At 59.3% G+C, this 23,619-nt stretch carries 23 protein-coding genes; 9 read left to right on the top strand and 14 right to left on the bottom strand.

The features are described 5' to 3' along the window. The first annotated feature begins 4 nt into the window (after positions 1 to 4). Positions 5 to 1,063: a threonine synthase gene (thrC, locus tag CYA_RS11520; protein WP_011431249.1), complete on the top strand. Its 1,059-nt coding sequence runs from the start codon at positions 5 to 7 to the stop codon at positions 1,061 to 1,063. Positions 1,064 to 1,175: 112 nt separating this feature from the next. Further along, positions 1,176 to 1,370 carry a hypothetical protein gene (locus CYA_RS11515; protein WP_011431248.1) on the top strand — a complete coding sequence of 65 codons (195 nt, stop codon included), beginning with the start codon at positions 1,176 to 1,178 and terminating at the stop codon, positions 1,368 to 1,370. Here CYA_RS11515 and CYA_RS11510 read toward each other — a convergent pair. Beyond that, a complete protein-coding gene (locus tag CYA_RS11510) occupies positions 1,351 to 1,788 on the bottom strand; it encodes a tetratricopeptide repeat protein (RefSeq protein WP_011431247.1) in 438 nt (145 codons plus the stop codon). The two genes, CYA_RS11515 and CYA_RS11510, sit on opposite strands and share 20 nt — an antisense overlap. A 218-nt stretch (positions 1,789 to 2,006) precedes the next feature. Between CYA_RS11510 and CYA_RS11505 the strand changes: the two genes are divergently transcribed. Further along, on the top strand, positions 2,007 to 2,636 hold the full coding sequence (locus CYA_RS11505; protein ID WP_041438569.1) for a DUF4384 domain-containing protein: 630 nt from the start codon (positions 2,007 to 2,009) through the stop codon (positions 2,634 to 2,636). Between the two features lie 83 nt (positions 2,637 to 2,719). On the opposite strand, the gene CYA_RS11500 is transcribed toward CYA_RS11505, so the two are convergent. The 4 genes from CYA_RS11500 to CYA_RS11485 all read right to left on the bottom strand — a co-directional run bounded on the left by CYA_RS11500 (position 2,720) and on the right by CYA_RS11485 (position 5,753). After that, on the bottom strand, positions 2,720 to 3,037 hold the full coding sequence (locus CYA_RS11500) for a TMEM14 family protein (protein ID WP_041438567.1): 318 nt from the start codon (positions 3,035 to 3,037) through the stop codon (positions 2,720 to 2,722). Between the two features lie 27 nt (positions 3,038 to 3,064). Beyond that, entirely contained in the window at positions 3,065 to 3,271 is a 207-nt protein-coding gene (locus CYA_RS11495) for a hypothetical protein (protein WP_071813530.1), read from the bottom strand. 345 nt (positions 3,272 to 3,616) lie between these two features. Continuing rightward, a complete protein-coding gene (locus tag CYA_RS11490) occupies positions 3,617 to 4,372 on the bottom strand; it encodes a hypothetical protein (protein ID WP_041438565.1) in 756 nt (251 codons plus the stop codon). Between the two features lie 136 nt (positions 4,373 to 4,508). Further along, positions 4,509 to 5,753, bottom strand: a complete 1,245-nt coding sequence (locus CYA_RS11485; protein ID WP_011431241.1) for an aminotransferase class I/II-fold pyridoxal phosphate-dependent enzyme — start codon at positions 5,751 to 5,753, stop codon at positions 4,509 to 4,511. A gap of 729 nt (positions 5,754 to 6,482) precedes the next feature. On the opposite strand from CYA_RS11485, the gene hpf reads away from it, so the two are divergent. After that, positions 6,483 to 7,058: a ribosome hibernation-promoting factor, HPF/YfiA family gene (gene hpf, locus CYA_RS11480; RefSeq protein ID WP_011431240.1), complete on the top strand. Its 576-nt coding sequence runs from the start codon at positions 6,483 to 6,485 to the stop codon at positions 7,056 to 7,058. A 335-nt stretch (positions 7,059 to 7,393) separates the two neighbouring features. On the opposite strand, the gene CYA_RS11475 is transcribed toward hpf, so the two are convergent. Then, on the bottom strand, positions 7,394 to 8,707 hold the full coding sequence (locus CYA_RS11475) for a D-alanyl-D-alanine carboxypeptidase (protein WP_011431238.1): 1,314 nt from the start codon (positions 8,705 to 8,707) through the stop codon (positions 7,394 to 7,396). Between the two features lie 71 nt (positions 8,708 to 8,778). Between CYA_RS11475 and CYA_RS15110 the strand changes: the two genes are divergently transcribed. After that, the gene (locus tag CYA_RS15110; protein ID WP_011431237.1) at positions 8,779 to 8,916 is read left to right on the top strand and encodes a hypothetical protein; all 138 of its coding nucleotides are present in this window, start codon (positions 8,779 to 8,781) and stop codon (positions 8,914 to 8,916) included. 175 nt (positions 8,917 to 9,091) lie between these two features. After that, positions 9,092 to 9,607, top strand: a complete 516-nt coding sequence (locus tag CYA_RS11470; RefSeq protein ID WP_011431236.1) for a MarR family winged helix-turn-helix transcriptional regulator — start codon at positions 9,092 to 9,094, stop codon at positions 9,605 to 9,607. Between the two features lie 11 nt (positions 9,608 to 9,618). On the opposite strand, the gene CYA_RS11465 is transcribed toward CYA_RS11470, so the two are convergent. Next, the gene (locus CYA_RS11465; protein ID WP_148203211.1) at positions 9,619 to 10,866 is read right to left on the bottom strand and encodes an RNA-guided endonuclease InsQ/TnpB family protein; all 1,248 of its coding nucleotides are present in this window, start codon (positions 10,864 to 10,866) and stop codon (positions 9,619 to 9,621) included. Continuing rightward, positions 10,754 to 11,347, bottom strand: a complete 594-nt coding sequence (locus CYA_RS14220; RefSeq protein ID WP_011431234.1) for an IS607 family transposase — start codon at positions 11,345 to 11,347, stop codon at positions 10,754 to 10,756. Before CYA_RS14220 ends, CYA_RS11465 begins: the two co-directional genes overlap by 113 nt. Before the next feature lie 251 nt (positions 11,348 to 11,598). Here CYA_RS14220 and pyrE point away from each other — a divergent pair, with 251 nt between their 5' ends. Both pyrE and malQ read left to right on the top strand, forming a co-directional pair. After that, the gene (gene pyrE, locus CYA_RS11455) at positions 11,599 to 12,255 is read left to right on the top strand and encodes an orotate phosphoribosyltransferase (protein WP_011431233.1); all 657 of its coding nucleotides are present in this window, start codon (positions 11,599 to 11,601) and stop codon (positions 12,253 to 12,255) included. Between the two features lie 155 nt (positions 12,256 to 12,410). Then, a complete protein-coding gene (gene malQ / locus CYA_RS11450; protein WP_011431232.1) occupies positions 12,411 to 14,012 on the top strand; it encodes a 4-alpha-glucanotransferase in 1,602 nt (533 codons plus the stop codon). On the opposite strand, the gene CYA_RS11445 is transcribed toward malQ, so the two are convergent. From CYA_RS11445 to thrS, 5 genes are all read right to left on the bottom strand, one after another. Continuing rightward, the gene (locus tag CYA_RS11445) at positions 14,009 to 15,556 is read right to left on the bottom strand and encodes an ABC transporter ATP-binding protein (RefSeq protein WP_011431231.1); all 1,548 of its coding nucleotides are present in this window, start codon (positions 15,554 to 15,556) and stop codon (positions 14,009 to 14,011) included. The genes malQ and CYA_RS11445 overlap by 4 nt on opposite strands. Positions 15,557 to 15,870: 314 nt before the next feature. Continuing rightward, the gene (locus tag CYA_RS15755; RefSeq protein WP_041438561.1) at positions 15,871 to 16,146 is read right to left on the bottom strand and encodes an FmdB family zinc ribbon protein; all 276 of its coding nucleotides are present in this window, start codon (positions 16,144 to 16,146) and stop codon (positions 15,871 to 15,873) included. 40 nt (positions 16,147 to 16,186) lie between these two features. Then, on the bottom strand, positions 16,187 to 17,392 hold the full coding sequence (fmdA, locus tag CYA_RS11435; protein WP_011431230.1) for a formamidase: 1,206 nt from the start codon (positions 17,390 to 17,392) through the stop codon (positions 16,187 to 16,189). Between the two features lie 20 nt (positions 17,393 to 17,412). Next, positions 17,413 to 17,676 (bottom strand): hypothetical protein, encoded by a 264-nt coding sequence (locus tag CYA_RS15405; RefSeq protein ID WP_228375316.1) that lies wholly within the window; start codon positions 17,674 to 17,676, stop codon positions 17,413 to 17,415. Between the two features lie 113 nt (positions 17,677 to 17,789). Next, positions 17,790 to 19,601 carry a threonine--tRNA ligase gene (gene thrS / locus CYA_RS11425; protein ID WP_011431228.1) on the bottom strand — a complete coding sequence of 604 codons (1,812 nt, stop codon included), beginning with the start codon at positions 19,599 to 19,601 and terminating at the stop codon, positions 17,790 to 17,792. A gap of 201 nt (positions 19,602 to 19,802) precedes the next feature. Between thrS and CYA_RS11420 the strand changes: the two genes are divergently transcribed. Continuing rightward, positions 19,803 to 21,518 (top strand): Ppx/GppA phosphatase family protein, encoded by a 1,716-nt coding sequence (locus tag CYA_RS11420; RefSeq protein WP_041438558.1) that lies wholly within the window; start codon positions 19,803 to 19,805, stop codon positions 21,516 to 21,518. A gap of 305 nt (positions 21,519 to 21,823) precedes the next feature. Here the strand turns inward: CYA_RS11420 and CYA_RS11415 are convergent, their stop codons facing one another. Beyond that, positions 21,824 to 23,524, bottom strand: coding sequence for an S-layer homology domain-containing protein (locus CYA_RS11415; protein WP_011431226.1), 1,701 nt, complete (start codon positions 23,522 to 23,524; stop codon positions 21,824 to 21,826). Positions 23,525 to 23,619: the final 95 nt, after the last annotated feature.

The raw sequence follows: 23,619 nt of genomic DNA, 5'->3' as shown, positions 1-23,619 counted from the left end.
GCAAGTGGGGCTCTGGCCCGGCCTGATCCAGCACTACCGGGACTGGCTCCCCGTCAGCTCCAGCACCCCCGTAGTGACGCTGCATGAGGGCAATACTCCTTTGATCCCCTCTCCCGCGCTGAGCCAACGGCTGGGGCGAGACTGCCAGGTTTACCTGAAGCTGGAGGGCCTCAACCCCACCGGCAGCTTCAAGGATCGGGGCATGACCATGGCAGTGTCCAAAGCCAAAGAGGCGGGGGCGGAAGCGGTCATCTGCGCCAGCACCGGCAACACGTCGGCAGCAGCCGCTGCCTATGCGGCCAAAGGGGGCCTGCGGGCCTACGTGCTGATCCCAGATGGCTACGTGGCCAAGGGCAAGCTGGCCCAGACCCTGATGTACGGGGCCGAGATCATCGCCATCCAGGGCAACTTCGACCAGGCGCTGGCTATGGTGCGGCAACTGGCGGAAGCTTACCCAGTGGCCCTGGTCAATTCTGTCAACCGCTTTCGGCTGGAGGGGCAGAAGACCGCCGCCTTCGAGGTGGTGGATGCCTTGGGGGATGCCCCCGACTGGCTCTGTATCCCCGTGGGCAATGCCGGCAACATCACCGCCTACTGGATGGGGTTTTGTCAGTACCATCAGCAGGGCAAGGCTAGCCGCCGCCCGCGTCTCTACGGCTTTGAGGCTGCCGGCGCCGCTCCCATCGTTCTGGGCCGGGTGGTGGAACACCCGGAAACGGTGGCTACGGCCATCCGCATCGGCAACCCTGCCAGTTGGGTGAAGGCCAAGGCGGCCGTCCAGGCCAGCGGTGGCCGGGTGGATAGTGTAACCGACGAGGAGATCCTGGCCGCCTATCGTCTGCTGGCGGCGGAGGAAGGGATCTTCTGCGAGCCGGCCAGTGCCGCTGCAGTGGCTGGATTGCTGAAATGGCGGGATCAGGTGCCTGCCGGCGCCCAGGTGGTGTGCGTGCTCACCGGCAACGGCCTTAAGGATCCCGACACGGCCGCCCAACAGGGATCCGCCGCCATCCACACAGGAGTAGCCCCCGATTTGGCTGCTGTAGCCCGCCTGATGGGCTTTTAGCGCCGCTGGTCGTGGTTGTGCCACCTGGTAGTACCCCTGGATAAATGGGGTGCTGGCTCAAGTTGGCGACGAAGCCGAGAGGCGTCTCCTTCTCAGGTGGGCTACCTGGTAATTGCCGCCAGCGCCCGTAGAGGAGCCTTGGCTGAATTGGGAAGAGCTAGAGGACTTTTGGCAGTTGGTGGACAAGCTGCAACTGCCTGCGGAAGTGGTGAGACAGGTTTCTCAAGAAGTGGCAGCCGAGCTGGGGGATCCCGGCGTTCCCCCCCTGGAAGTCCTGGTGCAGGGGTTTACTCGTCACTGCGGCTAGAAGGCTGCGCGGGCGACTGATAGTTGCGGATGGCTCGCCTGACCAAAGTGAGAAAGGCATAGGCCCGTTGATCGTTGGGATCCAAGCGCATCACGGTTTGAAAAGCCGCTTCGGCCTGCCGCAGGACCTCGAGATCGAGTTGTCCATCCACCTCTGCTTCCAGTTGAGCCTTTTGCAACAGCAAGGCTCCCCGGTTGTAGTGGGCTGCAACATGGGTGGGATCTGCCGCCAACACGGCCTCCAGCTCGGCCAGTGCCGGATCCAGATAGCCACTCATGCCCAGCACCCAGGCCAGCTTGTAGCGAGCTTCGGTGTGCGCGGGATCCTCGGCAACTGCCCGGCGAAAGGCCTGGATGGCAGCCGGAAAATCGCCTGCCTGAACCGCCGCAATGCCTTCTTGGTAACTGTCGCCGGCCATAGGCAAGGTTGGGCTCGAGTCAAGGGATCCCCAATCTGCAGCTTAGCCCTTTCCAGACAGGATCTCCCAGTTTTCTCAGCGCCTTTTCCCCCCTGGGCCTGCCATCTGCGGCAGGGGAAACTGCATCAGCAGGAGATCTGAGACTGCGCGAAGCCTGCTCCGGTCGAACTCTGCCCCTTCCTAGGATGAACATAGCCACTGATTGTCAGGTGTGAACTATGAACGCCAAACTGGTCTTCCTGCCGCTGGCTTTGGGGCTGTCGATGGCTCCGGCCACCGCCGTTTTCCCGCAGACCCTGGGCCTCTACCCCCCGCTGCAAAGGCTAAAACTGGCCGACAATCGGCTGGAAACCGGCACCCGCTCCATCATCGTCAACCCAGTGCCTTCCAACTTGCAGGTCAACCTGGAGCTGGATCGGCGCGGCTCTAACCCCATCTACCGGCCCGGCGAGCCGATTGCCATTACCGTGAGCACCAATCGCGACGCTTACGTCTACCTCTTCAGCATCCAAGCCGATGGCCGCACCCATTTGATTTTGCCCAACCGCTTCTCGGGTGGAAACGAGTTTTTGCGGGCCGGCGAAGCGCGCACCTTCCCGCCCCCTGGTGCCCGCTACCGCCTGACCATCGCCCCGCCCTTTGGCCAAGCCCAAGTATTGGCGGTGGCCTCCCTCCGTCCCCTCAACTTCCAGGAGATTGCCTCTTTTAAGCAGGGTGGCTCCTTTGCCAATGTACGGGTACGGGGATCCCAACTGGGCGATGCCATCGCCCGCGCCATCGTCGTCGAGGAGATCCCTGCCACCGAGTGGGTGACCACCACTCGCTTCTATCGGGTTGCACCGTGGTGACCCCGGCAATGGAGATCCCAGACCCGCCCTAATCCCAGAGTCTGGAACCGACAGCCAAGCAGGCTTGTCTTGCCGCTGCCGGCCTAGACCGAGCCGAAGCTGAGGCCTAGGAGAAGAACAGCCGCCAAGCTCACCACCAGCATTAGACCAGCAGGCAGAAATTGGCCGGTTTTGCGGTAGCGCAGGGCAAAGAGAAGGGATCCCAGCACCGCCGTCCCCAAGCCCAGACCCAGCCCCCAGCGGGGATCTGTTCCCAGTAGCCCGTAGCTGACGCCGCTGAGGGCGGCCCCCACCAGGCCGCTAATTAACGACTTGGAGCTTCTGCCTTTCACATAGCCGACGACCCCGCCTAGCAAAAGCAGCGCTCCATAGACGAGCAAAGTCATCTGTGCGGCCATCATGGCTGGGAAAAACCCCCCTAGCTCGGTCTAGTCGACAACAATTTCACGAATCAAGGGCAGGCGGATGCTGATGTAGCGGTTGAGAATTGAGGCATCGACGTTGCTGAGGGCATGTTTTTTTTGGCAAGCACTCAGAAGCAGATTCACCAAGTCATCGTCGCGCTGATTGAGCCAATCTGGCCTGCCGATCTCGCTGACCAAAGACCAGAACTGGCGTACCATTTCAGGGGTCATGGCATCCATTGTGTAGGGTAAGGGCTGAACTGCGAAAGTGCAAGAGAAAGAGGGGTCTAGGCCATCGATCCCATTCTAGGGAAAACGCCCTGTCCATGAAGGCAACATTTCAGCTCCGTCACAACTTAGGATAAGATGTCATGCTTTCCCATAAACCTCAGCAAACCCCAACCAACCCTGCTTCAGAAGGCTCTGAACCAGAAGCTTCCAGCGCTAATAAAATAAAGCAATAATGACTAAAGCAATAATGACTCTTGCCCAATCTCGACATCGGCATCAAAAGGCTTACAGGCAGACCGGCCAAAACTTCTCAGGGAAGGCGCAGAAGCTTGGCAGGCCTGGACGCTAGTGCAGGGCGTACTGCAACCCATAGGCTCCTTCTTCTCCTGGTTTGTGGGTGTTGGCCCGGAGGGTGTAGGCGCCGCTGCGAGGCAAAAAGGCAATTATCAGGGCATCGCTGCCGCCGCCTTGGTCGTCATCCCAAGCCATCACCTCTCCCTCCGGGTCCAACAGTTGCAAAAAGGCATCGAAATCAGAGCTGGCCATCGAAGCGAGTAGGATCTGGCCGACCCGGGCAGCGATGGGGTGTTCTTCCATCCAACTGCCGTCTTCAGGGTGTTGGGCGGATCCCTTCTGCAGACGGCCCGACACCGTTTGCTGCCAATCGACCTGGGCCAGCCGGTAGGTCAGCCGGTAGGTGCCAGTGGATGCCGGCTTGAAGCTTGTGGCCCGCAAGGTGTAGGTGCCTTCCTGCAGCAGCCGCACCGCCAAGAGGGCATTAACATCTGGGCCGGAGTCGTCGTCAAAGCCGATTACCCGCCCTTGGCCGTCCACCAGCTCCAGGTAAGGGTCAAAGTCTTCGCTCTCCAGGGCGGCGATCAGGATCTGGCCCGCCTCGGCGGCCACAGGGATCCCATCCCAGTAGCTGCCGTACTGGGGGCTGACCTCGTCCCCCCCTTCAAGAGTTCCTGTCAGGGTTTGGCTGCCTCTCCACAGGGGAGAGGGAGTCAAGGCGGCTCCCACTTGTGTGCTCCCCTCTCCCACGGGGTTCAACAGCCGACAGCCGCTGGCCAACCCCAAAGCCACCCAAGCAAGGGCCAAAGGGGATCCCCAACCGAGGAAAAACCCAGAACTAGAACATAAGCTCGACATCCAATCGACGAGGATCCGTCTAGAGGGAATGGAGACCACAGACTCAATTCTACTCCTTGGGCGGAGCCCGGCCAGGGACGGCAATTTACAGAGCATCCCAAGCTTGCAAGACGGCCTCTAGGGCCAACCGCCCGTGGCTGAGATGGGTCCCCCCCTGTAAGTAGACGATGTAGGGCTCGCGCATTGGCCCATCGGCGGAGAGCTCGGCGCTGCTGCCGGCAACAAAAGTGCCCGCCGCCATCACCACCGGGTCGGCATAGCCGGGCATCACTTCTGGGATCGGGGTGAGGTAGGAATCCACTGGCGAGCTGCTTTGGATAGCGCGGCAAAAGGCCTGCAACTTCTGCGGGGATCCCAGTTGAATGGCCTGGATGATGTCGGTGCGGGACACCTGGGGTGACGGGGAAACAGGATAGCCCAGATCGTGGAACACCTGGGCGGCCAGATGGGCGATCTTGACCGCTTCGGCCACCATCTGTGGAGCCAAAAACAGCCCCTGGAACAGCAGGCGATTGAGATCGAAAGTTGCTCCCCCTTCCGAGCCGATCCCTGGCGCTGTCAGCCGGCAGGCAGCCTGCTCCACCAGCTCGGCCCGCCCCGCCACATAGCCCCCCGCCGGGGCCAGGGTGCCGCCTGGATTTTTGATTAGGGATCCAGCAATCAAATCTGCGCCCACGTGGGTGGGCTCTTGGGTTTCCACAAACTCGCCATAGCAGTTATCGACCAAGACCACCACCTCCGGGTTTTGTGCCTTGACGATCTGGATCATCTCGGCAATCTGGGCGATGGAAAAGCTGGGACGCCAGTCATAGCCACAGGAGCGCTGGATGTGAACCAGGCGGGTTTGCGGTTTGAGGGCCGTTTTCAGGGCCTGCCAATCGACATCTCCTTCCCGCAGATCCAACTGACGATAGGTAACGCCGAACTCCCGCAGGGATCCCCGCCCCGATCCCCGCAGGCCGATCACCTCCTCCAGAGTGTCGTAGGGGGGGCCGGTGATGGCCAACAGCTCATCCCCCGGCCGCAGCACGCCAAACAGGGCACAGGCAATGGCATGGGTGCCAGACACCATTTGCAGCCGCACCAGCGCCGCCTCACAGCCCATGATCTGGGCAAACACCCGATCCAAAACCTCTCGTCCCCGGTCGTCGTGACCATAGCCCGATACGCCGGCAAAGTGATGGGATCCCACCTGCTGGTCGCGGAAGGCCTGCAGCACCCGCGCCAGGTTCTCCCTAAGGACCCTATCTATCGCCTGAAACTGATCCTGCAAAGCTGCTTCTGCTTTGTCCAAAAGCTCCTTCGCTTTCCAAGAGATCTCTCTGACCACCGGGTCCACCCCACTTCTTCTAAGCAAACCGGCCTTCCGGCTAGCAGGTCGGCCACAGAGGCCAAAAACGGCTTTTCAGACCTGCTCTTGGTAACGATATTTCTACGGGATCCCTATCTTATAAAAAGCTTAACTTCAGTCAACATCTCTTCATTCTCCCTTTCAGTCTCTGTCTGAGCTGGAAAAAGCACCCTGGCTCACCAGGTTGTATAATGGCCACAAGTTCTGTAAGGAGAAAAGAGAAAAGATAGCAATAAACAATAAGGAGATGCTCGCCCTGAGAGCAGAGGTCGATTCAGCAAGTGCTGATTCTCTCTGTTGAATTTAAGTTTAGTAAAAGCATTTTCGGCAGAACCTATCTGTGTAAGTTCTGCCACTAAGTTTGCCCTTTTCGAGCAGTCTGGAGACCTTCTCCACTTGAATTTGGAGTTCCGAATTCAGGGAACCTCTCCTTGCCTGAGAAGTGGTGCTGGCTCCCAATCCCTTAAAAATGAAGACGGCCTAAATTTATTCTTAACCCCTGAACCAGATCCCTGGGGGAGATGTTAACTTAGACTTAACCCAAGAGGTTAGTGCCGATGCCAAAGCCGATCTTCATCTTCTGGCGTAGCCCTTTCTGCAAGTTGCCGGGCCGCGATCATGCCTGAGGTGGGGGCTGTTTCCTAGGGATCCTTTGCGAGGGTGAGGCGCTAACTTTAGGTGTAAACTGACACAACCGGGAGAGTACCCATGACTAAGCTTGTGATCCAAGGGAAAAACGTCGAGATTACCGACGCCATCCGCAGCTACGTTCAAGAAAAAATCGAGCGGGCTGTCAAACATTTTGCCCAGATCACCAGTGAAGTGGATGTCAATCTATCGGTAGCCCGTAACCCCCGCATCAGTGCCAACCAATCTGCCGAAGTTACCGTCTACGCCAACGGCACCGTCATCCGGGCGGAGGAAAGCAGCGAGAACCTCTACGCCAGCATTGACCGCGTTGCCGACAAGCTGGCCCGCAAGCTGCGCAAATATAAAGAACGCAACGGCGTTCACCGCATCCGCCATTCTCCCAAAACCTCGGTGGCAGTGGCCCAGCAGCCCCTCACCGATCCTCTGAATACAGAACGGCAAGCAGAGCTGCCCCCTGAGGTGGTGCGCACCAAGTATTTCGCCATGCCTCCCATGACAGTTCAGGAGGCGCTGCACCAGTTGGAGCTGGTGGATCATGATTTTTACGTGTTCCGCAACATCGAAAACGGCGAGATCAACGTCATCTATGTCCGCAAGCACGGCGGCTACGGGCTGATCCGCCCCCATCCCTAGAGGAGACCCTGCGGGCTTTCTTGTTTGCCTTAGGTCTCAGGGGCAGCGCCTGCTGGATCAGGTGGATGAGCTGCTTGAGATGGTGATGCAGCAGGAGATCCTGCCAGTTGCGAGGCGAGACCGATCCTTGGCTTGGCCAGCCCTAGGCAGCTTTGCCCTCCTCTTTAATTCCCGCCTTCTTCCAATCGTAAAAGCTGCCCTCACCCCCAGCCCCTCTCCCACAAGGGAGAGGGGAAAGTCAGGGATCGGCCAACTAGATGTTGGGGAGCCGCTTGCACCGTGGCTCCCCGACCAAGAGGGCCTCGAAGAAAAGAGAAGGGAGAGGGCTCTATTCTTCAGCGGCGGAGAGGCTCCCCAACGGCCAGCACCTGCTGCAGGAACTGATCCTGGTGCTGGCGCAAGACGCCCAGATCCGGGCCGTGGTTGAGTAAGACGAAACGGGTGCCATCCGGAAGCTGCCCCACCATCATCAGTCGGTTGGCGGCAGAGCCCACCTGGGCGATCGTGCCCGGGGGCAGAGCGCGGAGCTGCAAAGGGCTGTGGCCGACCCCGGCCACTGGCAGGACACGCCTGGGATCCCCGTCTGTGGCCTCAAGCAGATGTTCCCACAGATGGGCCAGGGCGCGGGGGGAGAGGTACAGCTCTTGCCCGCCTGGGCCAAGGCGAATTTCCAACTGGGCAGGGGCCAGTTTGGGATCCAGATGGGCAACCGGCTGAGCTACCAACCGCTGCTGCAGGTACTCCAGCAGGGCTGTTCTGCCTGCCAGCTCCGCCAACAGGGCTTCTGCCATGGCCCGATCGTTGCCGCCGTTGAGGATTTGTAGCAGGGATCCCAGGCGCAGCGAGGTGTAGCCGGCCAGGCAATGGATCTCCTCCGGCAGCTCCCTTAACGTTGACCCGGAGCCGCCGAGGGTCACAGGATAGGGCCCCTGGGGATCTCGGAGGAGCTCGGCAAGCCGGCGGGCGCTGGCCAGAGAGTCAGGCTGACCCAGCAAGCGGAAGGGGGGCACCACCTTCACCTCGCCGTCGATCTGGCGAATGCCGAGGTTGTGCAGGTGGCGGGCCAGCTCGGCCACATTGGCCTCCCGGAAATAGGGATCCCCGCCGCCCACCACGACCAAGTCTCCCGTCAAGCGCTGGCCGGAGCGGTGGCTGGTGGTGTAGAAGCGAGTTTGGAAGCGATACTCATAGCCCCACTTTTCCAGCGCCATCAGGCTGAGGGCCAATTGATCCAAAGCCCCCACCGGCAAAGGCCGATCCAGCAGGTGCTCCGCCAAGAGCTCGCCTTCGGCTGTCCAAAGCAGGATCCCCTGTTGAGAGAGCGCTCCCCCTTGGGCCGCCAATCCCTGCAAAAAACCGGACAAGGCCACGGCGTAGGGGGAATCCTGCCACTGCGACGATTGCCCACGGGGCCACCAGGGGGGAAGGCCGGGCGTGCCACTGGGGGAAGGCAGCGGCGGCGGCGGGGTGGGGATGGGGGGGAAGGGGTTTTGCGCCGCTGCTGTAACCTCAGCCTGGACACCCTGAGAGGGGGTTTCGGCACTGCTGCGGTTGTTCCAGCAGGCCCCCAGGGCCAGAGAACAAACCAACGGGATCCCTGCCCAGAGGAAACGGCGCTGGGAGCTCAACCCCTGTAGGATAGACAACATGCTCACCTCCCAAAAGACATTGGCAAAGAGAACGAGCTGGCAAAACTTGAAGCTACTCTAGTGCCATCTCAATGGCTCTGGCAAATTTTCCCCTTGCCCACTGCCCCTCTTTTGCCGAGGCGACCCCAGATGGGCAAATCGGCATTTTCTTCCTTCACACAGAAGAGCGGGATCCCTGTCACGCCAAGCTTAATTTGGTTCCTAGCTGATGCTAATTGGCGGGAGATTCGCCCCTCGCCCAACCCTCCACTGTAACTTTTGTTGTAAAGCCTGTAACGCTTTTGTAACGGATGATGAGCTGCTTTTGGCCGCTCTTTATAGAAGGTTAGAATGGAAAAATTTAAGCTCTAAGCATTCTCAGCCACCCATGGGGAACCCTCAGCGATGGCTCAGTTGGAGAAACAAGCCTTCCTGGAGCGATGGCGCGAGATTCTGGCCCCTTATTCCCTAGGCTATCGCCTTCGGCTGTTGTCGCAATTGGTGCGGCGGAAATTTCAGGCCTACCTGGAGCCCTTCGGCCTGACCGCTTCCCACTGGGTGGTGCTTTGCTGCCTCTGGGAAGAAGACGGGATCCCCACCTCCACTATCTGCGAGCGCCTGCAGCAGTTGGGGGGTACCATGACCGGTGTCTTGGACGGCATGGAGAAACGGGAGCTGATCCGGCGGCAGCGGGATCCCAAGGATCGGCGGATCTGGCGGGTTTACCTCACCCCTGCCGGAGAGAAGTTGAAAGAAATTTTGCCCCCTCTCATTTGGGAGTTGCGGGAGCAGACCTACGGCTGTCTCAGCTTAGAAGAACGGGCAACCCTGTCGCAGCTGGTGGATCGGCTGATTGCCCACTTGTCGGAGGAGTCGGAGGCCGCGGTGGTGGCAGAGCCGCACCATCGCTTGTCCTATTGACACTGATACATTTACGCTGAACACTGCTGAGCATTACTGCTCAGCGGTGAAGCGATAGCATTCTGTCCGTTTCCGTTGTCACTACGCGATGCTGACGCGACCGCGCTACTCGGACGGAGTCCAAACAGAAAGGCGGTATCCCGCAAAGCCCTGAGCATAACACCCAGGGCGCCTTGCCAATCTCGTGGTAGTCTGTGGTTGCACTTTGGGCATCTAAACACCTTTGCGCCACCCAACTTGGTGTGGATGTGCCCGCACTTGGTACAGGTTTTGCTGGTGTACGCTTCCGATACTTCCACGACAACCACGTTTTTCTTCTTGGCTTGAAACTTCAGGAGCTGCTTGAACCGGTAGTGCGCCCAGGTGAGCATCGCCCTTGCTGTCTTGCTACCAAACTTCCTCCCTGCCTTGGCAACCATCTTGGCTGACTCGAAAGTGGGGAGGAATATCAATCGGTAGTTATCCGTTAGGAACGCCGCTACCTTGCGATGGCACTCGTCCACCAAGTTCCTGATTCTCTCCCGCAGACGAAACGCCGCTTGCCGCATTCGCCTACGCTTGGGTCGCGGTGCTTTACTCAGCCTAGATTGCAGATCGTCTAGGTGGTAGCACAGCCGAACGATCCTGCCAAAGTCCCCCTTGGCGATATCTACAAAGCCCGCCCCATCAAACCCTGTAAGGAAGCTTCTTACTCCAGGATCAAGTGCGATCACCCCCTTTGCTAACGAACACTGCTCGTTCACGGGCTCAGGAAAGATGGCATACCATCTGTCTTTCACCCGCATTAGCTCAGTTCCACGTGCCCATTCTCTGGGCATCTCCTCGGATGCACGGAACGCCAAACCTCGGGTGAGTTTCGGATACCACGTCCCATTGCGAAAGTTGCCGGCGTTGAATTGCAGCGTATGCGACCTGTCCCGCACACTGCGAAACCTCGCGTCTTTGCTTCGGCGAAACGCCAACCACGCCTCGACGACCGCGTTCTGCTTGATGTGGCAGGGGGCGTCCTTCACCCACCCGGGCAGGTCGGAGCGCAGGATGATGTCCCGCAGCTTTCTGGCCGTTTTTGGGGCACCATGCTGACGCTGATAGGCAATCGCTTGATTGTAGCAGTACCGGCACGCCGCTTGCCACTGCTTCCAAACCTTAGCCAGCGCTGGCTCCGGATAAATCCGTATCTTTCTCGATTGCAGCCCGATATTTCCTGAGTCCGTAGAGCCGACTACTGAAGCAGTGCAGGATGGTGAGGATATCCTCAACCAGTTCCTGTTGGGGAGAAAGGTGATCGTCATCGAGAACCAAGACTTCGCACCCGTATTGACGGCAGTACCACTCAACGAACTCAAATCCAAACCGGCAGAGTCGATCCCGGTGAGCGACCACAATTGTTCCGATATCTCCTGCACGGACTCGTTCCAATAAGGCAAGGAACTTTGGTCTTTTGAAGTCGAGACCGCCGCCAACCTCTCCGACCACTTCGGCTCCAGGATAGAGGTTAACCAGTCTTGCAATCTGTCTCTCCAAGTCTGGTTTCTGCCCTCGACTGCTGACTCGGGCGTACAAAACAACTCGTTTATCCTTTCTGGGTGTTCTGACGTAACTGTCGAGGTCATACCTTCTCGCTCTACCAGATGGTGTGCGTATTGCCTTAATCCAGCCTTTCTGTTCCCACCGTCTGAGGGTGTGGAGACACACCCCAAAATAAGCTGCTGCTTCTCTCGGTTTTACATACCTAGCCATGCCAGGCAGCCATACTGAACATACTGTACATTATTTTCAGTATAGTCCAGCGTATCATTGACTAGAGTCATGCTCCCACCCAGGGGATTCTTACGCAGCCCAAAATGGACTCGTAAAGGCGCTGTCAAGACGCCCCTAGACAGTCCTTTGAGGCATAACCTCAAAGTTCTGCTTACTTCGGACTGAAGTTCCTCCAGGTTAGTTATTGCCGCATCTATGGGTTGACGGTTGAGCTGATGGGGATCCCTGCTGTGTTGCTCCTAGACTGTTCTCCCTTAGGTCTTTCCTCGGCTGAGGCGCGGGAGAAATTGCTGTATTTGCTGGCCCAACTGGCCTACCGCGAGGGATCCTTTACCCTCACGTCTGGGCAGCAAAGCACTTACTACATCAACTGCAAGCCGGTTACCCTCCACCCCCAGGGAGCCTACCTGGTGGGATCCCTGCTGCATCGGCTACTGCCCCCTGAGACCGAGGCAGTTGCCGGCATGACCTTGGGGGCGGATCCCTTGGTCACAGCGGTGAGTTTGGCCTCTCTGCAGGCTGAGCCGGCCAACCTGGCGGCCCTGATTGTCCGCAAAGAGCCTAAGGGACATGGCACCCAGGCCTGGATCGAGGGGCCGGAGTTGCCGGCGGGCAGCCGGGTTTGGATCTTGGAGGATGTGGTGACCACCGGCGGCTCGGCTCTCAAGGCTGTCGAGCGGGTGCGGGCAGCGGGCTATCGGGCAGAAGGGATCCTGGCTTTGGTGGATCGACTGGAAGGGGCAGAGGCCCGTTACCGCGAAATGGGGATCCCCTTTCGCCGCCTGTTTACCCTTGAAGAGGTGCGTGCCTGCCATCAGAGTCTCCGCCAGGGCTTGGTGGGCTGGCCGGTTTTGGGAGGTGAGGGGGGTTCCCAAGCCTGCTCTTGAGAGGCTCCCCATCTCTCCTCCGCTGCAAGAGCTGGCCAAGCCAAAAAGGCCGTTGGCGCTTTTGACCTTTGGTCTTGGTTTTGTCGATTGGTAGCTGTCATTGGGCTGTAGAAGTGACAGGATAGGCGGTGAAATAGGGCGAAAAGGGTTTAGCCATGCGCATGGGCAGACTCAGTGGCATCCTCTTGCACCCCACCTCGCTACCGGGGCCATTTGGCATCGGCGATCTGGGGCCGGCTGCCTACCGGTTTGTGGATTTTCTGGTGGAAAGCGGCCAGCGCCTCTGGCAGGTGCTGCCCCTTGGCCCCACCGGCTGGGGCAACTCCCCCTACATGAGCTTTTCTGCCATTGCCGGCAACCCACTGCTGATTAGCCCGGAGCTGCTGGTGAAAGCCGGCTGGCTGGAACCCAACGGCTGGCAGGATCTGCCCCAATGGCCAGCCATCCAGGCGGGGAATGCTGAGCGGGTGGACTACGAAACCGTGATCCCCTTCAAGCTGGGCCTGCTGCACCGCGCCTGGGCTACCTTCAAAGAAAAAGCGTCCGCCGCCGACTGGGAAGCTTTCCAAGCCTACTGTGCTGCCGAGGCCGATTGGCTGCCGGACTACGCCCTGTTCATGGCCCTCAAAGAGGTGTATGGCGACCAGGAATGGACCCAATGGGATCCAGCCTTGGCACAACGGGATCCCCTGGCTTTGCAAGAGGCCCGTGACCGCCATGCCGATGCCATCACCCGGCAGATGTTTTGGCAGTATCTATTTGCCCAACAGTGGGGATCCCTAAGAGAGTACGCCCACCGGCATCAAGTGCAGCTCATCGGGGACATACCCATCTATGTCGCCCCCAACAGCGCCGATGTGTGGGCCAACCGGGAGCTGTTTCACCTGGATGAACAAGGACGGCCCTTGCAGGTAGCCGGCGTGCCCCCCGACTATTTCAGCCCCACCGGGCAGCGCTGGGGCAACCCCCTCTACAACTGGGAGGTGCTCAAGGCCCGCGGCTACGACTGGTGGATCCGGCGCATCCAGGCCATTCTCAAGCAGGTGGATTGCGTCCGCATCGACCACTTCCGCGGCTTCGAGAGCTACTGGGCCATCCCCGGCGCTGCGGAAACAGCGGTAGAAGGCGAGTGGCAAAAAGGGCCGGGGGCCGACTTCTTTCAGGCGCTGGCCGACAAGCTGGGGAAAATCCCGGTGATCGCCGAAGATCTGGGAGACATTACGCCGGAGGTGTTGCAACTGCGGGATCAATTTGGCCTGCCCGGCATGAAGGTGCTGCTCTTTGCCTTTGGCTCGGGGCCCGATAACCCCTATCTGCCTCACAGCTACGAGCGCAACTTCGTCGTCTACACCGGCACCCACGACAACAACACCGTGGTGGGCTGGTTTCATGACCCAGAACGCCCGGAGTGGGAAAAGCAAAACCTGTTGCGCTACCTGGGCTGCCAGGGATCCGACGGCATCCACTGGGATCTGATTCGCCTGGCCCTGGCTTCCGTGGCCGACCTGGCCATCATTCCCCTGCAAGATGTGATGGGCCTGGGGGCAGAGGCGCGCATGAACTTCCCCGGCAGGGCCGAGAACAACTGGGCCTGGCGCTACCGCGAGGAGATGCTGCGGCCGGAGCTGGCCCAGCGGCTGGCGGAGCTGAGCGTCACCTACGGGCGCATCTCTCCGCAAGAGTTGGAGCAACGGCGGGCAGCCCTGGCCCAAGAACGAGCGGCAGGATCTTCTCAAGCTGCCCCCGGCCTCGTCTAATGCTGGATCCCGCCCATCAGCAGCCCTAGCTGATCTTCGGTGGCCTCTTCAGGCGTGAGTTCTCCCACCAGGTGGCCCTCATGGATCACCAAAATGCGATCCGACAAGCTGATCACCTCATTCAAATCCGCCGACACCAGCAGCACCCCCATGCCCTGATCCCGCGCCTGCAGGATGCGCCGATGAATGGCCTCGATGGCCCCCACATCCACCCCCCGCGTCGGTTGGGCAGCCACCAGCACCTTGGATCCACAGGAAAGCTCCCGCCCCACAACGATCTTCTGGGCATTGCCGCCAGAATAGCGGCGGGCCGTCAGGGAAATGCTGCGGGGGCGAACGTCGAAGCTCTCCACCACCTGGCGGGCATGTTGGTCAATGGCCTCTTCCTGAAAAAATCCCAACCAGCCGGTATACGGCTTTTGATGGTGATCCCCCAGGATCAGGTTGTCGCGGGTGGGGAAATCCAGCACCAAACCTCTCACATTGCGATCTTCGGGGATATGACTCAGACCCCAGCAACGCACCTGTCGGGCCGAAGCAGACAGGGATCCGGCTCCATAGCGAATTTGGCCGCGGTAGCTTCTCAAGCCGGTGATCGCCTCCACCAATTCCGTTTGGCCGTTTCCCTCCACACCGGCAAGGCCCACAATCTCGCCGGCACGTACCTGGAAGCTCGCCCCCGCCACCGCCGGCTTCCGCCCCGGTATATCCACCCACAGATCTCGCACATCCAGCAACACCTCCCCAGGGGTAGCGGCCTTTTTTTCAACGGTCAGACTGACTTCCCGCCCCACCATCAGCCGCGCCAGTTCCTGGGCATCGGTTTGGGCAGTGGGCAACGTCGCCACCACCTTGCCATCCCGAATGACGGTGACGCGGTCGGCCAGTTGCATTACCTCCTTCAGCTTGTGGCTGATGAAAATGACAGCTCCCCCCCGCCGGGCAAAGCGGCGCAAAAACGCAAACAGCTCGCCTGCCTCCTGCGGAGTCAACACTGCCGTCGGCTCATCCAAAATCAAGATGCGGGCCTTGCGGTAGAGCATTTTCAAGATCTCCACCCGCTGCTGTAGGCCTACCGGCAGATCCTCCACTCTGGCGTCGGGATCCAGATGGAAGCCCATCTCGGCAATCAACTGAGCCACCTCAGCCCTGGCCCGACGGAAATCGACCTGAAAAAGATGGCCGGGTTCGGCCCCAAGAACCACGTTTTCCGTAACCGTCAAGGGATCCACCAACATAAAGTGTTGATGCACCATCCCAATTCCCAACCGAATGGCATCGGCGGGACTGTGAATTTTGGCCGGTTGCCCATCCACTTGAATGGATCCCTCGTCCGGGCTGACCAACCCATAGACGATCTTCATCAGGGTAGACTTGCCCGCCCCGTTCTCCCCCATCAGCGCCAGAATCTCTCCCCAACGCACCTCCAGATCGATGTGGTCGTTGGCCAGCACCAGAGGATAACGCTTGGTGATCCCCTGCAAGCGAAGGGCAATATCGCTGCGATGGGATCCCTCTGCCAAGGAAGGATCAGGCCCACTCATGAGGTGCTTCTTGAACGCCTCTTCCAGCATAGGTTGTGAACTGCCATGCCAGAGGAAAGCATTTCTGGGGGTATTGTGAGAGTCTCTCTTTTTCTAAGCACTATGGTCATTTCGATTCAAACTGGGACACTGCACCCACACCTAAAACGTTGGTCACGTCGTTACGTCGTCGCATCGTCGCGTCAGCGTTGCGGTTCCCGTCAGGGTGCCGTAGGCATAGCAATAGCGCTGCGGAGCAATAATGCACGGGGCCAGAAGGCTTTTTTCAATAGCCCAGGCGTCTTACCCTAGCCTGAAACAACTATGTCTAATAACTAATGGTGCAACATCCAAGGTCGCCCACAGGATTGGGAGCGATATTTTGGCGAGTTTGGATCAGAATTTGAGTGCTGTTCACGCTTGATCAGTTTGGGTTCTCTTCCCCCCTTTGAAATAGGCAAAGAGCTGGAAAGCTGAACCATGGGAACTGAAATGAGACGTTTCCCTTCCTGATTGCAAGAAGGACAATAGGCCGGATCTCGATATTGAGATAAGGGCCGCCATACCTCAAACTCCCCACAGGTTTGACACTTAAACTCATACAGCGGCATCTTCCTATTCCACCCCCTTGAACGAGGCATCGGATAACATTCACCTAGGGAGAATATCTATGTCGAAGATTTGCGTAGGAATAGCCACCGTACAGCAAGCATTGGGAATATCGACGATCCCACTCACTCTGCCCTCCACCGGTGCAGCACTGAGCAGCAGATAAGCTTGTTCTCCCGTAAAGCCGAATTTTTTCAGATATTCGATGGCATTTAAGCAGGCGCGTCGATAGGCAATGTGAACATCCATATAATACTGCTTACCTGTAAGCTCGTCCACAGAAATGCCCTCAAACACAAGGTATTCCGAGTAACGTGGCTCAACAGGGCCGGGCTTAAAAATGGGGTTAACCAATCCGTACTTCTCAACACCACCCTTGATTAGATCGACGTGGAGATCGATGTAGCCCGACATCTCAATAGCGCCACAAAAAGAGATCTCCCCATCCCCTTGCGAGAAGTGAATATCTCCCATCGACAGCTTGGCACCCTCCACGTAAACCGGGAAGTAGATCCGTGTTCCTTTAGACAGGTTTTTAATATCGCAATTACCACCGTGCTCTCGCGGGGGCACCGTCCGAGCCGCTTCAGCAGCAACCCGCTCATACTCTGACTTGGGCAAAGTTCCCAAAATTGCGTTCTTGGGATTGGGCAAGGCGGCCAGCACAGGCTGATTGCCGGATAGCCCCGCGCCGTAAGTGCGCAAATCGGGAGCCGAAGCGACCAGCTCAGCTTCCCGCTTATTCCAAGCCGCCAGCAACTCGTGAGATGGGGCACAGCCAATGAGGCCGGGGTGAATGATGCCGGCAAAGCGCACATGGGGAATGTGTCTGGAAGTGGTGTAAATGCCTTGAAAATCCCAGATGGCTTTGGCCGCGTTGGGAAAATGATCGGTGAGGAATCCCCCTCCATTTTCTTTGGCAAAAATACCTGTAAACCCCCACTCGTCTCCCGGCAGTGGCCCAATGTCTAACAGATCGACAACCAGGATATCTCCAGGCTGGGCGCCGTTAACCCAAATAGGCCCACTCAAAACATGGACAACGCTTAGGTCAACCTGCTCAATGTCGGAAGGATCATCGTTGTTTTTGATTTGCCCATCCGTCCAGTCTTTACACTCAATTCGGAATACCTCGCCAGGGTTTACAGAAACCACAGCGGGAATATCAGGATGCCAGCGGTTGTGACCCGGTAGATCCTGTTGATCCATTGGCTTAGTCAGGTCAACTTTAAACAGCGTTTTGGGCATGGGATCCTATCCTTGAGTCATCACTCTGCGGTCAGACTTTGAATGCACAAAAGCCTATCTCCAATAGAGAAGCTAATACTGTAGTAAGAGCTACAATTCATAGTGCTGTTATCTACAATCGCAGAGCGGGAGATGAGGAGCTTAGGATGAATGGCCTCGATGGCCCCCACATCCACCCCCCGCGTCGGTTGGGCAGCCACCAGCACCTTGGATCCACAGGAAAGCTCCCGCCCCACAACGATCTTCTGGGCATTGCCGCCAGAATAGCGGCGGGCCGTCAACACGGCCGTCGGCTGGCTTTTCTTTAGAAAGGGACATTCAGGCCCTTTCTTGAGCTCCCCGGCATCTGGGATCCTCAAGTTCTGAAAACTCCACTGCCCTCCATTGCCGCAACCGGCTAGTTGAGCGCCTGCACCTGATCCAGGAAGTCTGCCACCGTCAGGGATCCCAGGTCTTTTCCGTGGCGCTGCCGCACGCTCACTGTGCCAGTTGCCTGCTCTTTTTCCCCCACAATCAGCATGAAGGGAACCTTGGCCTTCTCGGCGTTGCGGATCTTTTTGGGCAGGCGGTCGCTGTCGGCATCGATGTGGACGCGGATCCCCTGTTCTCGCAACTGATCCCGCACCTGGGTGGCATAGCCCAGGTATTGGTCGGAAACGGGCAAGATGCGCACCTGTTCCGGCGCCAGCCAGAAGGGAAAATCCCCCGCGTATTCCTCGATGAGGATGCCGATGAGCCGCTCCAGCGAACCAAAGGGAGCGCGGTGGATCATTACCGGCCGCTGCCGGGATCCGTCCTCGGCCACATAGTACAAGTCAAAGCGCTGCGGGTTTTGGTAGTCTACCTGCACCGTGCCCAACTGCCACTCCCGATCCAGCGCGTCGCGGAAGATAAAGTCCAGCTTCGGCCCGTAGAAAGCCGCCTCTCCGATCCCTTCAAAATGCGGCATTGAAAGCTTCTCCACCGCGCGGCGAATGGCATTCTCGGCCATATCCCACTCTTCCGGGGATCCCAGATATTTATCGGATTTGGGATCGCGGAAGCTGAGGCGGGCGCGAAAATCTTTGAGTTTGAGCTTGTCGAAGACCACCAAAATGAGATCGACAACCTTAAGAAACTCCTCCTCCAGCTGATCGGGCCGGACAAACAGGTGGGCATCGTCCACCGTAAAGCCGCGAACGCGGGTCAAGCCCCCCAATTCCCCCGATTGTTCGTAGCGATAGACGGTGCCGAACTCGGCATAGCGCAGCGGCAAATCGCGGTAGGATCTCAGCTCTGATTTATAGATTTGGATGTGAAAAGGACAGTTCATCGGCTTCATGACAAAGCCCTGTTCAGCGGCGCGCGCCTCCTCGCTCTCGGCCATCATGGGAAACATGTCTTCCCGGTACTTTTGCCAGTGGCCGGAGATCTTGAACAGATCCACGCGGGCAATGTGGGGCGTCACCACCGGCAGATAGCCCCGCTTGAGCTGCTCCTGCTTGAGAAAATCCTCTAGCACCCAGCGCAGAGTAGTTCCTTTGGGGGTCCAAAGGGGCAGGCCCGGCCCCACTTCATCGGCAAATATAAATAGGCCCAGCTCCTTGCCCAGCTTACGGTGATCCCGCCGCTTGGCCTCTTCCAGCCGCCGCTTGTATTCCTTGAGCTCCTCCGGCGTCTCCCAGGCGGTGCCGTAGATGCGCTGGAGCTGCGGCTTGGTCTCGTCCCCCCGCCAATAGGCGCCGGCCACGCTGAGCAGGTCAAAAGCTTTGGGGTTGATCTCCTTCGTGTTTTCCACGTGGGGGCCGGCACAGAGATCCCACCACTCATCCCCCAGATGGTAGATGGTGATCGGCTCGCCTTCGGGAATGCTATCTAAAATCTCCAGCTTGTAAGGTTCGCCGAGGGCCTCGATGCGGCGCCTGGCCTCCTCCCGGCTCACCTCCTCGCGGATCACCGGCAAGCCTTTCTTGATGATCGCCTGCATCTCTTTTTTGATGCGCTCCAGATCTTCCGGCGTGAAGGGCTCGGGATGGTCAAAGTCGTAGTAAAAGCCATAGTCGGTCGTCGGGCCGATGGTTACCTGGGCCTTGGGAAACAGCCTTTGCACCGCCATCGCCAGGACGTGAGAGGTGGTGTGGCGGATGCGCTCCAGCTTGGGAGATTCGTGGGTACGCAGCAGCTTGAGGGGGCTGTTGGCCTGTTGAGGGGATGCGGCTGGTTGAGACATCGGAACCCGCTTGGCGACAAAAATGACTCTGCAGTGCTTTTATCTTAGTCTGAGGCCAGAACAGCCGGGATCCCCAACGGGGACAACTCTCTGTTTAAGAAAGACCGTCGCCTTTAAACCCACAGCTCGGCCAAGAAAAAGGGGGGAAAGCACACAGTATTCTAGAAGTGTCGCAAAGTGTCGCAACCTCTGAATTCATTCATGGTCTCTTCGCTCGCCAACCTTGCCGAACGCTCTGCCGCCGCCTCTGAACCGAAACCGGCCCCCCTTTCTGAGTCTGGAGTTGCTCCGGTCATAGCCGCCATCGATGTGGGCAGCAACTCCCTGCACATGGTGGTGGTGCGCATTAACCCCAATATCCCCAGCTTCACCATCATCTCCCGCGAAAAAGCCACCGTGCGGCTGGGGGAATTCTGCAGCCAGACGGGCGCCCTTACCCCTGCTGCCATGGAACGGGCCCGGACGGCTCTGGAGCGGTTTTGCCGCATTGCCGAGAGCTTTCAGGTGCAGGATATCGTTGCCGTGGCCACCAGCGCTGTGCGCGAGGCCCCCAATGGGCCGGAGTTCTTGAAGCGGATCGAGCAGGAGCTGGGCCTGCGCATCGAGCTGATCTCCGGCCAGGAGGAGGCCCGCCGCATCTACCTGGGGGTGCTCTCGGCCATGGAGTTCCACAATCGGCTGCACGCGGTGGTGGATATCGGCGGCGGCTCGACCGAGCTGATTCTGGGCAACGGCCAAGAGCCGGAGTTTCTACGCAGCATCAAGGTGGGGGCGGTGCGCCTGACCCAAGCTTTTTTGCACCACGATCCGCCCACCTCCGCCGAGCTGCAGGCGCTGCGGCAACATGTCCGCGGCATGCTGGAAGCTCCCATTGAGCAGATGCGGCGCATCGTCGAAGCCTCCCAACAGCCGGGATCCCTGACCTTGGTGGGCACCTCCGGCACCATCGAGTGCTTGGCCCAGTTGGATGCCCGCCGTCGGCTGGGCGCTGCCCCCACTCGCCTGCAGGGGTATGAGTTCAGCCTGGAAGCCCTGCGGGCCTATGTCAAAGAGCTGCGCTCCCTCACCGTGGCCGAACGGCAAAAACTGCCCGGCTTTGGGGAAAGACGCGGGGAGATCATCCTGGCTGGGGCCGTCATCTTGGAGGAGGTGATGACCCTGCTGGGGGTGGAGCGGATCCAGTTTTGCGAACGGGCCCTGCGGGAAGGGCTGATCGTGGATTGGATGATCGGCCAGGGGCTCATTGAAGATCGGCTGCGCTACCACAGCTCGGTGCGGCGGCGCAGCATCCTCAAGCTGGCGGAAAAATACCAGGTGGAGCTCCCCTATGCCGAGCGGGTAGCGGAGTTTGCCCTCAGTCTTTTCGATCAGACCCGCGGCATCCTGCACTCCTGGGGCTCCCGCGAGCGAGCTCTCCTCTGGGCGGCGGCCATGCTGCACAACTGCGGCCACTTCATCAGCCATGCCGCCCACCACAAGCACTCCTACTACCTGATCCGCCACGGGGAGCTGTTGGGCTTCAACGAGGAAGAGATAGAGGTGATCGCCAACCTGGCCCGCTACCACCGCAAGTCGCCCCCCAAGAAGAAGCACGAGAACTTTCAACGCCTCAGCAACGAGCGGGATCGCCAAGTTGTCCTCGAGCTCAGCCCCCTGCTGCGCATAGCCTGTGCTCTGGATCGCCGCCGCCTGCAGGCCATCCAAGCTCTCCACTGCCGTTTTCAGCTTCTGGGAGAAGGCCCCCGCTGCATGGAGCTGATTTTGGATCCCAAGCACCCTAACGACGACTGTGCCCTGGAGCTGTGGAGCTTGAACGAGAAGAAAAAGGTCTTCGAGCAACAGTTCAAGCTGCAGGTGATTCCCAAATTATCCACCCAGATCCAGCGCAGCGCGGATCCCTTTGAGGCAGCCGTCTAGCCAAGGGGCGTATAGTCGTTTCAAACAAGACGAAGACACTTTGCCGCCGACCCCCTCTACCCTCACCCCCGGCCCCTCTCCCAAAGGGAGAGGGGAGTTGGGGATAGTGCTCCGCACGGCCGGCGCGTCCGCGACAGCGTTGCGTAGCAATAACGACGCAGAGAAACGTTTCATTGCCATTTGAGATGGCTGTAACTACCAAGCTGCCGGTGAACGCCAATAGCTGGGCAAGCGGATCGTATTCCTTGAGCTACCGTTTGCACCAGCGGGATAAAGTTCTCGCGAGGCTGCACGGCAAGTTTTGCTCAGGGAGCGATGGTAATGGGCGAGGGGCTGGTTTGGGTGGCTCTTTGGCCGCCCCGCTCCAGGATCACCTCAACGAGGCCGTTGTTGACCGGCTGCATGTTGAAGGGCAGTTGCTGCTGGGTTTCGTAGAGGCCGGGCGCCACCTCCCGCATCTCCACCTCCGGCGTCACCCCGACGATGCGAAAAGCTGCCCGCCCCCCCGGATCCCCTCGCATCGTAACTTTGAGGATCTCGCCCATGCGCAGGTTGGTGCTGTTGGTGGTGACATTGAAAATCCGGGGCAGCCCAGCAGCGACAGGTGCGGAGACCGGCTGGATGGTGGAGCGGGTTCCCTTAGATCCATCGATTGCAAAAGGGAAGATCTCCCGGTGTTCCTGGCTGAGGCCATCCTTAGTGAGCACAATTCGCAAAACGGGGTTGCTGGCTTGGTGGGTGGGGGCCACCACGTAGGTGCCCTCGTAGTGGTGGGGTCGCACCTCCCGCATCGGCTGGTTCAGGGCCAAATTCCCCAAATCAAACTGGGCGATCCCCCCCGAGTCCCCCCAGATGGCAATGGTGAGAATATCCCCTTCCACCAGGTCGCGCTGGGGATCCAAGCGAATCGCCTCAATACGCGGATAGCGGTTGCCGACTGGAGCCAGAGGAGCAGGCTCAGGGGTGGCCGGTTGTGGCAGAGGGGATGGGGGCGGAAACACCGATTCCACCGGCGGGGGAGCGACATTGCCCAGGGCCAGTTGAGGGAGCCGCCGCTGAACGCGGGTCTCCCGTCCGTTGAGGCTCAGTTGGATACGAATATCGGGACTGAGGGCGCTGTCCTGAGGGCCAAGGATGTAAACGGCGCGGTAATAGCCGGGCTGCACCTCCTGCATGGGCAAGCCCTGCACCAAGCTGCCGATATCCACGGTGGCCCTGCCGTTGGGAGTGGCCTGGGCCTCAACAGTCAGAGTTCCCCCTGGCGGCACCACTCCCGACTCAGGGGTAATCCGCGTTTGCAAGATTTCGGGTTGGACAGTCTTGGCCACCGGAGCAGGAGAGGGACGCAACTGCGCCACCGGAGCTGGCAAAGGCGGAAGCTGACCGCGATACACCAGCGCCTGGTGCAACAGCACCGCCCCCTCGGCTCGGCTGAGCACCCGATTGGGCCGCAGCCGGGCCGGATCCGGCACATTCACCAATAGCCCTGCTTCCCCTGCCATCGCCACAAAAGCCCGCCCCACCTCCGGCACCTCGGCAGCATCGGTGTACAGAGCCATCCAGCGCTCAATATCGTCCTGGTTGGGAGCAGGCAATTGCAGGGCCCGCACCAAAATAGCCAGGGCTTCCAGGTGGGTGAGATCTCCTTGCGGGCGAAACTCGTTGCCCTCGTACAGGCGCATCGCTCCCGCCTGCAGCACCGCTTGGGCCGTCCAATAGTCGGGGGTATTGGGCTCGAGATCCCGAATCTCTTGTACCTGGTTGGGGTTGGGGACGTAGCCGAAAAACTCCGTTAGCCACTGGGCCAATTCCAGACGAGTCAAGGTCGCCGACAGCGGCTCCTGGGTGAGCACCAGGTCCGTCTGGCGCTCCAGCGCTGCCACGTAGGCATCGGCCCAGGCCAGCGAGGCTTGCTGCTCGACCCCTTGCGACCAGGCCGGCAAGCTGAGGCTTGACCAGCCTAGCGTCCAACATAGGCCCAGGGCTAGGGGCCACGAGCACCGCATAGCTGTTACTCCTGTTCCGTTGACATCCCCTCAGAGTCAGCTTATCTCAAAGTTCCGCCGTGTCCTCAAGCCCTCGATGTCAGTCGCGATTGCGC

It is taken from the genome of Synechococcus sp. JA-3-3Ab (assembly GCF_000013205.1).
Lineage (GTDB): Bacteria > Cyanobacteriota > Cyanobacteriia > Thermostichales > Thermostichaceae > Thermostichus.
This window is presented reverse-complemented; position numbering and strand designations above follow the sequence as displayed.